Genomic DNA, 12,318 nt, shown 5'->3' with positions numbered 1-12,318 from the left:
CCTCTTCTGCGATGGTGCGACCGGGATGTGGTGGTGGTGAGGTCCGGTGCTCCCCCGTGGGCACCGGACCTCACCACCACCACATCCCGGTCGCACCATCGCAGAAGAGGGGGATCGCCGTGAACGATCTCTTCACCTGGACAGCTCTGGGGACCATCGCCGGCGCGAGCGCCGCCACCCTGCTGGCCACCAACGTCATCGGCGGGCTGATCGGCCCGAGCGGCGACAAGCTCCGCAAGTGGATAGCCATCGCCATCGCGCTGCTGCTGTCCTACGTGACGGCGGCGTTCGCCGACGACGCCGGCGGCGAGAAGTGGATCATCGCGTTCTTCAACGCGCTGGTCATCTTCTCCGCCGCCCTCGGCATCAACCAGTTCCCGCCCGGCAACCGGCAGGCGACGCCGACGCAGGTCGCGAGCGGTCGCGAACCCCGAGTCTTCCGTTCCTGGGTCTGAGAGAGGTGTCGTCATGGTCTTCGGAATCCTCAGCGCCGCCATCCAGGTCGGCTTCGGCGCCCTGCTCGGCTTCCTCGCCGGTGGCCCGATCGGGCTGCTGATCGGCGCCGTCGTGGGCCTGGTGGTCGGCGCGGTCTTCGGCTGGTCGGTGGCCTCCGCCGGGGTGTACGCCTCGGACGCCCGCGGCATCTTCCTCTTCGTCGTCGACCACACCTGGAGTCTGCTCAACACGGTCGTCGGCGCCATCTACCTGACCGTGCACCTGGTCTTCGGGCACTCCCTGGACCGGCCCACGTCGCTGGGCAGCGGTCGGGTCAGCGTGCTGGAGGGGGTTTCGCCCCGGTACGCCACCACCATCGGCACCGTCTGCGCCGGCTCCAGCTCGGGCATCCAACGGCACGAGGACGTGCACATCTTCCAGGGTCGCCTGCTCGGGCCGCTCTACATCCCGCTGGTGCTGGCCAACTACGTCCTGTTCACCATCGCCCCGGTGTGGCTGCTCTACCACGACCACACCAACGCGCCGATCAACCGCTTCACCCGGTACTTCGAGATCGGCGTCTACCCGCACGTCTGGAACGAGGCCATCGCGTACCGGATCCAGGGGACGCCGCCGCGATGAGCACCCACGGGCGCGGACCGATCGAGACCGCCACCGCCGAGTTGGTCGCCTGGGTGACCAGCGCGGCCGGGGAACCCGTCCCGGTCGGCCCGCCCCGTGTCTGCGACGACGCCGACGGGCTCACCCTCTGGCCCCTCGAACTGCGCCCGGCCCGGCAGACCCGCTCCAGTGGCGCGGTCCGCGAACCGTACCGGTTCACGGTCCGCCACCTGCTCTGCGTGACCGGGCCGGCCGGGTTGCCCCGGCTGGACCGGGTGCTCACCGCCGCGACCAGCGACGGCAGGTACCCGGTGGTGCTGGAGGCCGGTGACCCGCCACTGTGGACGGCGTTCGGCACGGCGCCCCGACCGGCGCTGCTGATCGACGTGGCGGCACAGGTGGACCACCCGACGCCGGCCGCGCCGCCGGTGCTGCAACCGCTGCGGCTGCGGCACCTCGACGTGCGCAACCTCAGTGGACGGGTGGTCGGCCCCCAGCACCAGCCACTGGCCGCGATGCGGGTCGAACTGCCCGGCACCGGGTCCGTCACCCGCACCGACCCGCAGGGCCGGTTCCTGATCGTCGGTGTGCCGCACGACCCCGAGCACCCGAGCCCGGTCCGGCTGCGGCTGACCGGACGCGGGCTCGTCCTCACCGCCGACGTCGACGCGGACGAGGACGACATCGTCATCGTCTGCGCGCCACCGACCCACTGACACCCACCCGCACAGGAGGACCGATGCCCAGTTACTTCTCCCCCGGCATCTATGTCGAGGAGGTCCCCAGCGGCGCCCGACCGATCGGGCCGGCGAGCACCAGCATCGCCGCGTTCGTCGGCGTCGCCCCGGACCGCTCCGCCCACCTGGGCAAGGCGGTGCCGGTCAACAACTGGACGGAGTTCCTGCGGCTCTTCGCCACCGGCGAACGGGTGGAGAGCACCCCGCTGGCCCGGGCGGTCTTCGGCTTCCTCGACAACGGGGGCGCCCGCTGCTGGGTGGTCAACGTCGGCGAGGGTGGCGCGATCACCGGCACCGGGCAGCGGCGCGACGGTCTGCAACTGCTGGAAGCCGTCGACGAGATCAGCATCATCGCCGCGCCCGGCTTCCACGACGTGGTCTCGCATGAGGCGCTGCTCAGCATGGCCGAGCGCACCCGCACCATGGTCGCGATCTGCGACCCGGCACCGGACATCGACGACATCTCCGCGTTGACCCGGGTCGCCACGCCGTCCTCCGGCAAACCCCCCAAGCCCGCCGAGGGCGCGGCCGGCGGCACCGGCGGCGGCTCCGCCCAGCCGGGCGGCTCCGGCGGCCACGAGGGGGCCGCCTACCGGCCGCGACAGTCCGAGTTCGGCGCGTTCTACTACCCCTGGCTGCAGGTACGCGACCCGATCAGCGGGGAGTTGGAACTCACCCCGCCGAGCGGGCATCTGGCCGGCATCTGGGCCCGCACCGACGCCCTGCGCGGAGTGCACAAGGCCCCGGCCAACGAACCCGTGCGCGGCGCCGTCGATCTGGGCTACCTGGTCACCCGACCGGAACACGACGTGCTCAACCCCAAGGGCGTCAACGTGATCCGCTACTTCGCCGGGGAGGGCATCCGCGTCTGGGGCGCCCGCACGCTCGCCGCCGAGGCCAGCGAGTGGCGCTACCTCAACGTCCGGCGGCTCAGCATCGCCATCGAGCAGGCCATCGCCAACGGCACCCGGTGGATGGTGTTCGAGCCCAACGACTTCACCCTCTGGCGCTCGATCCGACGCGACATCGGGGCGTTCCTGACCCGGGTGTGGCGCGACGGCGCGCTGCTGGGGCGCAGCCCCGAGGAGGCGTTCTTCGTCAAGTGCGACGAGGAGACCAACCCGCCGGAGGTCCGCGACGCCGGCATGGTGATCGCCCACATCGGCATCGCCGTCGTCAAGCCCGCCGAGTTCGTGGTGTTCAAGCTGAGCCAGTGGGCCGGCGGCACCGAGACCGAGACGATCGGAGGCTGACATGCCCACCACCGCCACCCCGCAACCCGGGGCCCCGGTCGACCCGTACCGGGCGTACAACTTCCGACTGCTCATCAACGGTGTCACCAACGGCCACTTCACCGAGATGACCGGCTTGGAGGTGAACATCCCCGGGCAGCCGTACCGGGAGCACGGCCTGGGTCGGATGCGGATGGTGCCCGGTCAGGCCGAGTACGAGCCGGTGACGTTGCACTTCGGCCTCACCGCCTCCCGGGAGCTGTGGGACTGGGTGAACGCCACCGCGCAGGGCACCCTCAACCGTCGCAACGTCTCCGTGGTGCTGCTCGACTCGGTCGGGACGGCCGAGGTGTTGCGCTGGAACCTGATCGACGCCTGGCCGACCCGGTGGCGCGGCGCGCACCTCAACACCCTCAGCCACGAGATCGCCATCGCCTCGCTGACCCTGCGCTACGAGGGCCTGGAGCTGGAGACCGGCGGTGCCACCGCGCCGACGCCCGCGTAGCTGGCTGGCCGGCCGACTGCGCTCGGCGGCCGGGGCGGTGCAGCGCCTCGCCGGGCGGGTCGAGCCCGCCGGACACCTCCCGCCGCAGCCACCATCGGAGACACCCGCGGCGGCACCGCGCCGCTTCGGGGAGCCTCCGCGGCACTGGCTGGACCTGGTCGCCGCCCACGCGCCCGGCCTGCTGCACGACCTGGACCTCGACCCGTCCCCGACCGGCAACGCCGAGGCCGGGGACGCCGGGCACGGGACATCGACGGGTCGGGTCAACGCCGATGGCGCGGAGCCCGTCGCGGACGGCAGGCTCACCAGGTTCGGCGACGAGACCATCGCCTGCGGACCCGGCAGCGTGAACGGCGCTGGCGGGCGGGATCCCGGTGCGAGCCGGGACGCGGGGCCGAGCAGGTCGCCGGCCGAGCGCCGGACCGGCGGGCCGGGCCGCCCGTCGCGGGCCGCTGACCTGTCCGACGGTACGGGGATCGGTGCGGGCGACCCGTCCGACGGAGGGACGTCTTCGTCCCGCTCCGACGCGACATCGTCACCGCCCGGTTCGACCAGGCCGGACCCGTCGGCTGGACCGACCGGGCCGGTGGAACCGGACGCGGCGGTGGGCCCGGTACGGCAGGCGCCCCGGGGCACCACCACGGCCGCGGACATCACCGCCGTCGACATCACGACCCTCGACACCACGGCGGAGCCCGAACCCGCCCGCACCACATCGCACCCACCCCCGGACGCGCACCGGGCCAGCGAGCTCGACCACGATCGCGGGCGTTCCACCGGCTCGTCCCCCGCACGACCCACCGCCGAACGAATCGCGGATGGTCGGAACGGATCCCGGAACGACCGGGACGGTCCACCGTGGCCCCGGAAGGACCAGAGCGGCCGGCGTGACAGCGCACCGAACACGACACGCTCGGTGCGACTGGACGCAGCAGCGGCGGGCGCGGTGTCGTACGGCGGTGTGGCCTGGCCGAACCGGGCCAGCGTCGACGCCTCCTTCACCGGCGCAACCGCGACCGGTGGCGGGGACACACCAACCATCGACGTGACGCGCGTCGCGGGCGGTGACCCCTGGCTGGCCCTGCCCGGCGAACCGGCACCAACCGGGCGACCGGCCGCGCGGCTCGACACCGGCGTGGGACTGGCCGGCTGCGGACGAGCGACGGGCATTGACCCACCGTCACCCCTCGTGGCGGCGAGAGCCGCCGACCCGTGGCCGGCGCTGCCCGACGACAGCGCACTCTGGTCGGTCGCCGGGCCGGCGCTGGACACCGCCCAGCAGACCCGACTGGACCGGGAACAGGCGGGTGACTGATGGAACGTGTCGCCTTCCTCATCGACTCCTCAGGTGTTCGGGTGGACTGCCTGCTCAACCCGGAAACCGTGCAGGTGACCCGGCTCGCCGGCGTACGCCAACGGGGTGCCGGCGGCGGGCAGCTCACCGGGTCCGGTCTGGCCGACGATCCGCTGGTCTTCACCGGCGGCGGCCGTACCGAGCTGGTGCTCGACCTGCTCTTCGACGTCGACTTCGTTGAGGCGCAACTGCGTCCGGCTGACGTGCGGGTGCTCACCCGTCCGCTGTGGATGCTGGCGGAGAACTCCACCGCCGAGCATGGTTGGCTGCGACCGCCGCTGGTCCGGCTGGTCTGGGGCAAGACCTGGAACGTGCCCGGTGTGATCATCGCGGTGGCGGAACGCTTCGACGCGTTCACCGGCACCGGGTCACCGCGCCGGTCCTGGCTGCGGCTGAAGCTGGTCCGCGCCGCCGAGACGGCCGACCAGGCGGAGGCCGGCTTCGCCGAGGAGTTGGCCGCCGCGAGCACCCCGACCGCCGCGCCGGGCAGCGCGGTGATCGCCGCCGGTGACGGCGCGGCCGAGCCGGGTCGCTCCGGTGTGCGGTTCGACCTGCTGGCCAACGACGCGCTCGGCTCGCCGCTGCGCTGGCGGTTGCTGGCCGAACACAACCGGATCACCGATCCGCTCGCCGTGCCGGCCGGCACCACCCTCGCCGTCCCACCCACCGCCGGCTCGACCGTCGGCGGTGCGATGACCGGGTTGGCCGGTGCGATGACCGGGTTGGCCGGTGCGGTGGGCGCGGGAGCGTCGTACCTGGGCGCCGCCATGGCCGGCGCGCCGTGGCACGCGGCGACCGGCGCGCCTGCGGGCGGGCCCGGCAACCCCGGGGGTACGCCGTGACCAGCGTCGCGCCCCGGGCGTTGATCGTCGCGCTCGACGGTGCCGAGCTGGTGGGCGCGGCTCGTCAGCGGGTCCGCTCGTTGCGGGTGGCGGCCCGCCTCGACCAGCCCACCCAGGCCGAGCTGGTGCTCGCCACCACCGTCGGGATCGGCGCGTTCGACCCGGCGGTACGCCCCGGCACGACACTCGACGTACGGCTCGCCGATCACCCGGACGCCCTGTTCACCGGTGAGGTCACCGGCGTGGAGGTGGAGTACGCCGCCGACGGTCCGGCGGTGCTGCGGTTGCGGGCGTACGACCCGCTGCACCGGTTGCGCAAACGGCAGGGGTTGCGGGTGTTCACCTCGGTGACCGCCGTCGAGCTGGCCCGGGAGCTGTGTGACGCGGTGGGGCTGACGGTGACCGCCGAGGTCGACGGCCCCCGGCTGGAGCGGCTGCTCCAGCACCGGCACAGCGATCTGGAGTTGCTGCGCGAGGTGACCGGCCGGGCCGGGCTGCACCTGGCCGCCGACGGTGACGGGGTCCGGCTGGTCACGCTCGCCGGTTACGGGGAGCCGGTCGCGTTGACGCTCGGCGCGGGGGTGCACACCCTTCGGCTGTCCACCAACGCCGACCAGGCCAGTGGTGCCAGCGCGGCGTTGGGCTGGCACCCGCAGCGCGCCGAGGTGATCAGCCAGCAGGTCGACGAGGCGCGCTGCGGCCGGCCCGCCGACGACCGCCCGGACCCGGCCGACGTGGGCGCCGGCGGCGTTCGCACCGCTGTGGACCAGCCCGGCCGCAGCGACGACGAGTTGACGGCGCTGGCCCAGGCCCGGTTGGACACCCGCGCGGCGACGCTGGTCACCGCCGAGGGGGTGGCCGAGGGCGATCCGGCGCTGCGGCCGGGCCGCCGCGTCGACCTCGGCGGTGTGCCCGACCCGGTCGCCGGGGCGTACGTGCTGACCGAGGTGGTGCACACCGTGGACGGCAACGGGCACCTGACCTGGTTCTCCACAGTGCCACCGGCCGCCCCGACCGCAGCGACCGGCGGGGCGGTGGTCACCCTCGGCACCGTCACCGACGTCGCCGACCCGGACGGGCTGGGCCGGGTCCGGTTGACCCTGCCGGCGTACGGGGACCTGGACGCCGGTTGGCTCGCCGTGCTCTGCCCCGGTGCCGGGCCGGGCAAGGGTCTGGTGGCGCTCCCCGACCCGGACGACACCGTGCTGGTGGTGCTGCCCGGTGGCGAGCCGGCCTCGGGCATCGTGCTCGGTTCACTGTTCGGCGCCGTCGAGCCGTACGACGCGGGCATCGACGACGGAAAGGCCCGCCGCTGGACGATGCGCACCGCCGGCGGGCAGTCGATCGTCGTCGACGACGTGCGGCGCAGCCTGCGGCTGGCCACCGAGGGCGGCAGTTTCCTGGAGCTGACCCCCGACCTGGCCACCCTGCACGCGGCGTCCGACCTGGTGATCTCCGCGCCCGGTCGGGCCATGGTGGTGCGCGCCCGCAGCGTGGACTTCCTGCACGCCGAGTCGACCGAGGACCCGACCACCGCGGCGGAGCAGGCCCGAACGCTTGCCCGCGCCCACCACCGAGGAGGCGGCTGATGCGCTGGATCCACCGCGACTCCCTGATCACCTGCGATCACGACGGCCGGGTCGAGAACCGACCCTCACGGCAGTGGGTGACCGTCACCGGCGTGCCCGTGCTCGTCGACGCCGACCCGGAGGGACGCGCCATCGTCGCGTGCCCGAACTACGGCCCGACCATCAAGCCGTGCACGAAGACGGTGACGGTCCGGGTCGGCTACAGCGACTGGGTGCGCGTCGACGGGCACCGGGTGGTGCTGTCACACCTGGAGGGATTCACCAACGGCACACCGCCGGGGCTGGTCAAGCACACCGTGCGCGACCCGGCTCAGGGGTTCCTGGGGGCGGACCGATGAGGGCGTTCCGCTTCGTCGGCGCCGGCTTCGACGCCGGTCGTACCGGCGGGTTGGCGCTGACCGCGGCCGGCGGCCTGGCGATGACCGACGGCGACGAGAGCGTACGCCAGGCGTTGTTCCTGCTCCTGTCGACCACGCCGGGCGAGCGGCTGATGCGACCCGGGTACGGCTCCCGGCTGCACCGACTGGTCTTCGCGCCCAACGACGACACCACCGCCGGTCTGGCCATCCACTACGTCCGGCAGGCCATCGCCCGGTGGGAGCCACGGGTCGAGGTGATCGACGTGGACGCCGGGCCGGACCCGGACGACGCGTGGCGGTTGGTGATCCGGTTGGACTACCGGGTGCGGGCCAGCCTGACACCCGGGCAACTGGTCTTCTCCGTCGACCTGCTCCCGACCGACGATCCCGCCCAGGGAGGAGCGTCATGACGCTGCCCGTGCCGCATCTGGACGATCGCGGCTTCCTCGACCTGGTCACCGAGGCCCGGGAACGGATCCGGCAGTCCTGCCCGGCCTGGACCGACCTGTCGGCGCACGACCCCGGCATGGCGTTGGTGGAGACGTTCGCGCACCTCACCGAGGTGATGATCTACCGGTTGAACCAGTTGCCGGAGAAGGCGTACGTCTCGTTTTTGAACCTGCTCGGGGTCACCCGCCACGCGCCGACCGCGGCCTGGGCGGACGTCCGGTTCACCCGCACCGGCGCCGACCGTGACGCGGTCCGCATCCCGGCCGGGCTGCGGGTCGCGGCGGCCCGGGGCGCGGACCCCCGACCGGTCGTGTTCGTCACCACCGAACCGGCGCTGCTGCCCGCCGACGAGACGTCGGTGACGGTCCGGATGCACCACTGCGAGCCGGTCGACGCGGAACTGCTCGGCGTGGGCACCGGCCAGCCGGGGCAGGTGCTGCGCGCCGCACACGCGCCGCTGACGCACACCGCCGAGGCGCTGGACCTGCTGCTCGGGGTGGAGGTGCCGGCCGGCACTGTCGAGCTGGGCGCGGCGGCCCGTGAACACGACGGTCGCACGTTCGAGATCTGGCAGCCGGTGGAGAGCTTCGCCGGGCTCGGCCCGCAGGCCAAGGCGTACCTGGTGGACCGCTGCTCGGGCACTGTCACCTTCGCGCCGGCCCTCGACCTGCGACCGGCCGCCGGGGCGACCCCGGTGGCCGGGCCCACGCCGGCCGGGTCGGCGTCGGTGACCGTCGCGGCCGTGCCGCCGGCCGGGCGGCAGATCCGGCTCTGGTACCGGGCCGGCGGCGGGCCCACCGGCAACGTGGCGGCGGGCACGCTGACCAGCCTGCGCGACCCACTACCGGGGGTACGCGTCGACAACCCGGCCCCGGCGGCCGGCGGCCGGGAGCTGGAGGCGTTGGAGTCGGTGCTGCTGCGCGGCCCGTACGAGTTCTTCGCCCAGCAGCGGGCGGTCACCGCCCGCGACTTCGAGGTGCTGGCCACCAGCTCCGGGGCGGTGGCGCGGGCCCGGGCGTTCACCCGCGCGGCGGTGTACAGCTTCGCCCGGCCGGGCGAGGTCGAGGTGGTGCTGGTGCCGTACGTGCCGGAGGCGGCCCGTCCGGGCGGTCGACTGCCGGTGGCGGTGCTGCGCGAGCACGAGGTGCCCGAGGCGCGCCACCGGGTCGAGGCGGACCTGGAGGAACGCCGGATGGTCGGCATCCGCTCCCGGGCCAGCTGGGCGCGGTTCAAGGCGGTGTCGGTGCGCGCCCGGGTGGTGGTCCGCCGCGAGGAGGACGTGGACGCGGTCCGTCGCCGCATCCACGACCGGCTGCACCAGACGTTGAGCCCGCTGCCCACCGCGCTCAACCCGACCGGCTGGCCGTTCGGCGAGCCACTGCGGGCGTCCAACGTGTACCGGCTGCTGGAGCACGCCGAGCCGGGGGTGCGGTACGTCGAGTCGGTGCGGTTCGTGGTCGACGAGGCGCCCGACGCCGACGTCCGCGCCCTCGCCGTCGACCAGTACCAGCCGCGCACCTGGTACGCCGGGCGCGGGGCGGTGCTGTTCCGCTCCAGCAACGGCGGCGCGGGTTGGGAACCGGCCGGTCGTTTCGACGGCGAGACGGTGCTGCGGGTGGCGGCCGCGCCCGCGCCGGTGCGGCCGGGCATCGTCGCGCGGGCCGGTTCGGTGGCCGTGGTCACGCTGCGGTCCTCGGGCGGTTCCCGGGTGCACCTGAGCACCGACCTGGGCGAGACGTGGTCGCTGCTCACCGACCTGGATTCGCGGATCTCCGACGTGGCCTGGCTGGACCGCGACGGCGCGGGCGCGTTGCTGGTGGCCACCGACACCGGCCTGTACGAGGTGTCGCTGCTGCCCGGGGCGGTGCCGTTGCAGATCCTGGTCGACCCGTCCGACGCCGATCGGGGGTTCTACGCGGTCCGCACCTTCGTCTCCGAGCGCGGCGCGCCGGGGGTGGCGGTGGCCGCGCAGGCCAGCTTCGGGGTGTACCTGTCGACCAGCGGCGGCCGACCGGGCAGCTTCACCCACGTCGGTCTGGCCAACGTGGACAATCGGGTTCTGGCCGTGCAGTACGACGGCCCGGCCACCCTGCTGTGGAGCGGTGCCGGCGAGCCGGACCCGAAGAAGCCCGGCCAGGGTTGCCACCGCACCCGGCTGTTCGAGTCCGACGTGAAGTGGCAGTCGATGCAGGCCGGGTGGATCGGCGGCACCTGCCGGGACCTCGCGTTCGCCGGCCAGCAGGCGGTGGCGGCCACGCAGAGCGGCGGGGTGCTGCGGTTGGACGCGCTGGCCGCCCAACCGCAGTGGCAGGCGGTGTCGGTCAACTGCGGGTTGCCGTTGCGGGACCGGACCCGGTTCGTGCCGGTCGACGCCATCGCGGTGAGCGGCCCGACGGCCGGCGGCACGGGGGCCGGCGGCACGGGGGCCAGTGGCGCGGGGGCCAGTGGCGCGGCGGAGCGGCTGATCCTGGCCAGCGGGGAGCGCGGCGTGCACCGCAGCGCCGACGCCGTCACCTGGACGCCCAGCGCCAACCAGGCCACCGCCGACGTGGTGACCGTCCCGGATACCTGGCTGCTCTGCTCCGGCGAGCACGACATCGAGGTGGTGCGCCAGGATGCGACGCTCGGCGATTGAACGGCTGCTGCCCGCCGCCTACCAGCGGGCCTGCGTGCCGGGCAGCGTGCTCTGGGCGCTGCTGGACGTGATGGAGGGGCTGCACGCCCCGGACGAGGCGATCCTCGCCGAGGTGGATGCGCTGTTCGACCCGTACCGGGCGCCGGACGGGCTGGTCGTGCGGTTGACCCGCTGGGTGGCGATGGACCACGTGGTGGCCTCGCCCCGGCCGGACGCCCCGCTGCCGCTGCCGGTGGGCCGGCTGCGGGACCTGGTGGCGAACGCCGCCCTGCTGGCCCGCTGGCGCGGCACCCCGTACGGGCTGCGCCGGGCGCTGGAGCTGGCCACCGGGACGTCGGGCTTCGCCATCGAGGAACCCGCCGAGCGGCCCTTTCACGTCGTGGTGCGGGTGCCGGTGGCCGCCGCCGGCCAGCTCGCCGTGATCACCCGCATCGTCGAGGCGGAGAAGCCCGCCTCGGCCACCGTCGAGATCGTCCTGGAAGAGGAGTCGTCATGACCACCGAGTGGGCGGTCGTCGCCGCCGCCGAGCAGTTCACTCTCGACCCGCGCAACAGCGGCGAGCTGACCTTCACCGTCTCCAACCCGGGTAACGCGCCGGACACTGTGGTGTTCGACGTGGCGCCCGGTGACGGCTCCCAGCGGGCGTGGTTCCACGTCGCCGAGCCCCAACGGGTGGTGCCCGGCCAGGGTTCGGTGTCGTTCCTGGTCAAGCTCGCCGTGCCGGCCGGCACCCCGCCCCGGCGCTACGACATGACGGGGTTCGCGTACTCGGCGAACACCGCGCCGGAGGAGAGTTCCCGCTCCAGCGGACGGGTCACGTACGAGGTGCGGGCGGTAGCGCCGCCACGGCGTACCCCGTGGTTGTGGATCGCCGCCGCGGCGGCGTTGGTGTTGGTGGTGGTCGCCGTGGGGGTGGTGTTGCTGACCCGCGACGGCGAGCCGACCCCCGGCGAGCCGCGGGTGGTCACCGCCGAGGCGGAGAGCCTGGTGGCGGGAGCGGTGGTGGCCTCCCCGGCGAAGAGCGGGGCGAAGGTGGAGGCGCAACCCAACTGCTGTGGGGTGACCTGGTCCGGCGACCAGCAGTTGTTCTTCCAGGGGTTGGCCATCGGCGACAAGGTCACCGTGACGGTGCAGATCCCGGCCGACGGCAGCTGGCGTTTCGCGGCGGTCCGCACCACCTCCCTCGACTACGCCAACACCGTCTTCACGATCGACGGCACCCAGGTCGGCGGCACGTTCCTCGGCTTCACGCCGACGGTGCGAAAGACGGAGTTGCTGGACGTCGGAACGGTGCGGCTCACCAAGGGCCCGCACCAGGTCACGCTGCTGGTGGTGGGCAAGACGCAGGGCACGAACCGCTACTTCGCGGGCGTCGACGAGATCCGGTTCACCGAGGTCGTGGCGCGGGCCGTGGCGCGATGAGCGGTCGGCAGAAGACGCTGCTGGGGCTGCTCGCCGTCCTGCTGGTGGCGCTGTTCGTGGTCGCGGTGGGGGCGGGCGGCGACGACCGGGGTGATCCGGGGGCCCGACACGGGTTGGTCGACCGGTTGGGCGCGCTG

Annotated in this window: 13 protein-coding genes; all 13 read left to right on the top strand. The window is 73.7% G+C overall.

Features of this window, described 5'->3' with window-relative positions; translation table 11 throughout:
• Positions 1–119 precede the first annotated feature (119 nt).
• The 13 genes from DLJ59_RS34680 to DLJ59_RS34620 are packed head-to-tail and all read left to right on the top strand — an operon-like array spanning position 120 to position 12,181.
• Positions 120–455, top strand: a complete 336-nt coding sequence (locus tag DLJ59_RS34680) for a hypothetical protein (protein WP_124778331.1) — start codon at positions 120–122, stop codon at positions 453–455.
• 13 nt (positions 456–468) lie between these two features.
• Positions 469–1,077 (top strand): glycine zipper family protein, encoded by a 609-nt coding sequence (locus DLJ59_RS34675; protein WP_124778330.1) that lies wholly within the window; start codon positions 469–471, stop codon positions 1,075–1,077.
• A complete protein-coding gene (locus DLJ59_RS34670; protein ID WP_124778329.1) occupies positions 1,074–1,772 on the top strand; it encodes a peptidase associated/transthyretin-like domain-containing protein in 699 nt (232 codons plus the stop codon). Before DLJ59_RS34675 ends, DLJ59_RS34670 begins: the two co-directional genes overlap by 4 nt.
• Positions 1,773–1,795: 23 nt before the next feature.
• Positions 1,796–3,046 (top strand): phage tail sheath family protein, encoded by a 1,251-nt coding sequence (locus DLJ59_RS34665; protein WP_124778328.1) that lies wholly within the window; start codon positions 1,796–1,798, stop codon positions 3,044–3,046.
• A gap of 1 nt (position 3,047) precedes the next feature.
• On the top strand, positions 3,048–3,530 hold the full coding sequence (locus tag DLJ59_RS34660) for a phage tail protein (RefSeq protein ID WP_030327509.1): 483 nt from the start codon (positions 3,048–3,050) through the stop codon (positions 3,528–3,530).
• Positions 3,505–4,845 carry a hypothetical protein gene (locus tag DLJ59_RS34655; protein WP_124778327.1) on the top strand — a complete coding sequence of 447 codons (1,341 nt, stop codon included), beginning with the start codon at positions 3,505–3,507 and terminating at the stop codon, positions 4,843–4,845. The genes DLJ59_RS34660 and DLJ59_RS34655 overlap by 26 nt, the downstream gene beginning before the upstream one ends.
• Positions 4,845–5,726, top strand: coding sequence for a CIS tube protein (locus DLJ59_RS34650; protein ID WP_124778326.1), 882 nt, complete (start codon positions 4,845–4,847; stop codon positions 5,724–5,726). The genes DLJ59_RS34655 and DLJ59_RS34650 overlap by 1 nt, the downstream gene beginning before the upstream one ends.
• The gene (locus DLJ59_RS34645) at positions 5,723–7,315 is read left to right on the top strand and encodes a contractile injection system protein, VgrG/Pvc8 family (RefSeq protein ID WP_124778325.1); all 1,593 of its coding nucleotides are present in this window, start codon (positions 5,723–5,725) and stop codon (positions 7,313–7,315) included. Before DLJ59_RS34650 ends, DLJ59_RS34645 begins: the two co-directional genes overlap by 4 nt.
• A complete protein-coding gene (locus tag DLJ59_RS34640) occupies positions 7,315–7,653 on the top strand; it encodes a hypothetical protein (RefSeq protein WP_124778324.1) in 339 nt (112 codons plus the stop codon). The genes DLJ59_RS34645 and DLJ59_RS34640 overlap by 1 nt, the downstream gene beginning before the upstream one ends.
• Positions 7,650–8,084: a GPW/gp25 family protein gene (locus tag DLJ59_RS34635; protein WP_124778323.1), complete on the top strand. Its 435-nt coding sequence runs from the start codon at positions 7,650–7,652 to the stop codon at positions 8,082–8,084. Before DLJ59_RS34640 ends, DLJ59_RS34635 begins: the two co-directional genes overlap by 4 nt.
• A complete protein-coding gene (locus DLJ59_RS34630) occupies positions 8,081–10,759 on the top strand; it encodes a putative baseplate assembly protein (protein WP_124778322.1) in 2,679 nt (892 codons plus the stop codon). Before DLJ59_RS34635 ends, DLJ59_RS34630 begins: the two co-directional genes overlap by 4 nt.
• The gene (locus DLJ59_RS34625; protein ID WP_124778321.1) at positions 10,740–11,255 is read left to right on the top strand and encodes a phage tail protein; all 516 of its coding nucleotides are present in this window, start codon (positions 10,740–10,742) and stop codon (positions 11,253–11,255) included. The genes DLJ59_RS34630 and DLJ59_RS34625 overlap by 20 nt, the downstream gene beginning before the upstream one ends.
• Positions 11,252–12,181, top strand: a complete 930-nt coding sequence (locus DLJ59_RS34620) for a carbohydrate-binding protein (protein ID WP_124778320.1) — start codon at positions 11,252–11,254, stop codon at positions 12,179–12,181. Before DLJ59_RS34625 ends, DLJ59_RS34620 begins: the two co-directional genes overlap by 4 nt.
• Positions 12,182–12,318: the final 137 nt, after the last annotated feature.

This window comes from Micromonospora inaquosa, assembly GCF_003857055.1.
Taxonomy (GTDB): Bacteria; Actinomycetota; Actinomycetes; order Mycobacteriales; family Micromonosporaceae; genus Micromonospora; species Micromonospora inaquosa.
The sequence above is the reverse complement of the archived record's forward strand: the minus strand, read 5'-3'. Positions and strand labels throughout refer to the sequence as shown.

Excerpts from the sequence above, each read along its gene's own strand:
- DLJ59_RS34675 (WP_124778330.1), top strand. The coding sequence starts at position 469 with ATGGTCTTCGGAATCCTCAGCGCCGCCATCCAGGTCGGCTTCGGCGCC.
- DLJ59_RS34670 (WP_124778329.1), top strand. The coding sequence starts at position 1,074 with ATGAGCACCCACGGGCGCGGACCGATCGAGACCGCCACCGCCGAGTTG.
- DLJ59_RS34665 (WP_124778328.1), top strand. The coding sequence starts at position 1,796 with ATGCCCAGTTACTTCTCCCCCGGCATCTATGTCGAGGAGGTCCCCAGC.
- DLJ59_RS34660 (WP_030327509.1), top strand. The coding sequence starts at position 3,048 with ATGCCCACCACCGCCACCCCGCAACCCGGGGCCCCGGTCGACCCGTAC.
- DLJ59_RS34650 (WP_124778326.1), top strand. The coding sequence starts at position 4,845 with ATGGAACGTGTCGCCTTCCTCATCGACTCCTCAGGTGTTCGGGTGGAC.
- DLJ59_RS34640 (WP_124778324.1), top strand. The coding sequence starts at position 7,315 with ATGCGCTGGATCCACCGCGACTCCCTGATCACCTGCGATCACGACGGC.
- DLJ59_RS34635 (WP_124778323.1), top strand. The coding sequence starts at position 7,650 with ATGAGGGCGTTCCGCTTCGTCGGCGCCGGCTTCGACGCCGGTCGTACC.
- DLJ59_RS34630 (WP_124778322.1), top strand. The coding sequence starts at position 8,081 with ATGACGCTGCCCGTGCCGCATCTGGACGATCGCGGCTTCCTCGACCTG.
- DLJ59_RS34625 (WP_124778321.1), top strand. The coding sequence starts at position 10,740 with ATGCGACGCTCGGCGATTGAACGGCTGCTGCCCGCCGCCTACCAGCGG.
- DLJ59_RS34620 (WP_124778320.1), top strand. The coding sequence starts at position 11,252 with ATGACCACCGAGTGGGCGGTCGTCGCCGCCGCCGAGCAGTTCACTCTC.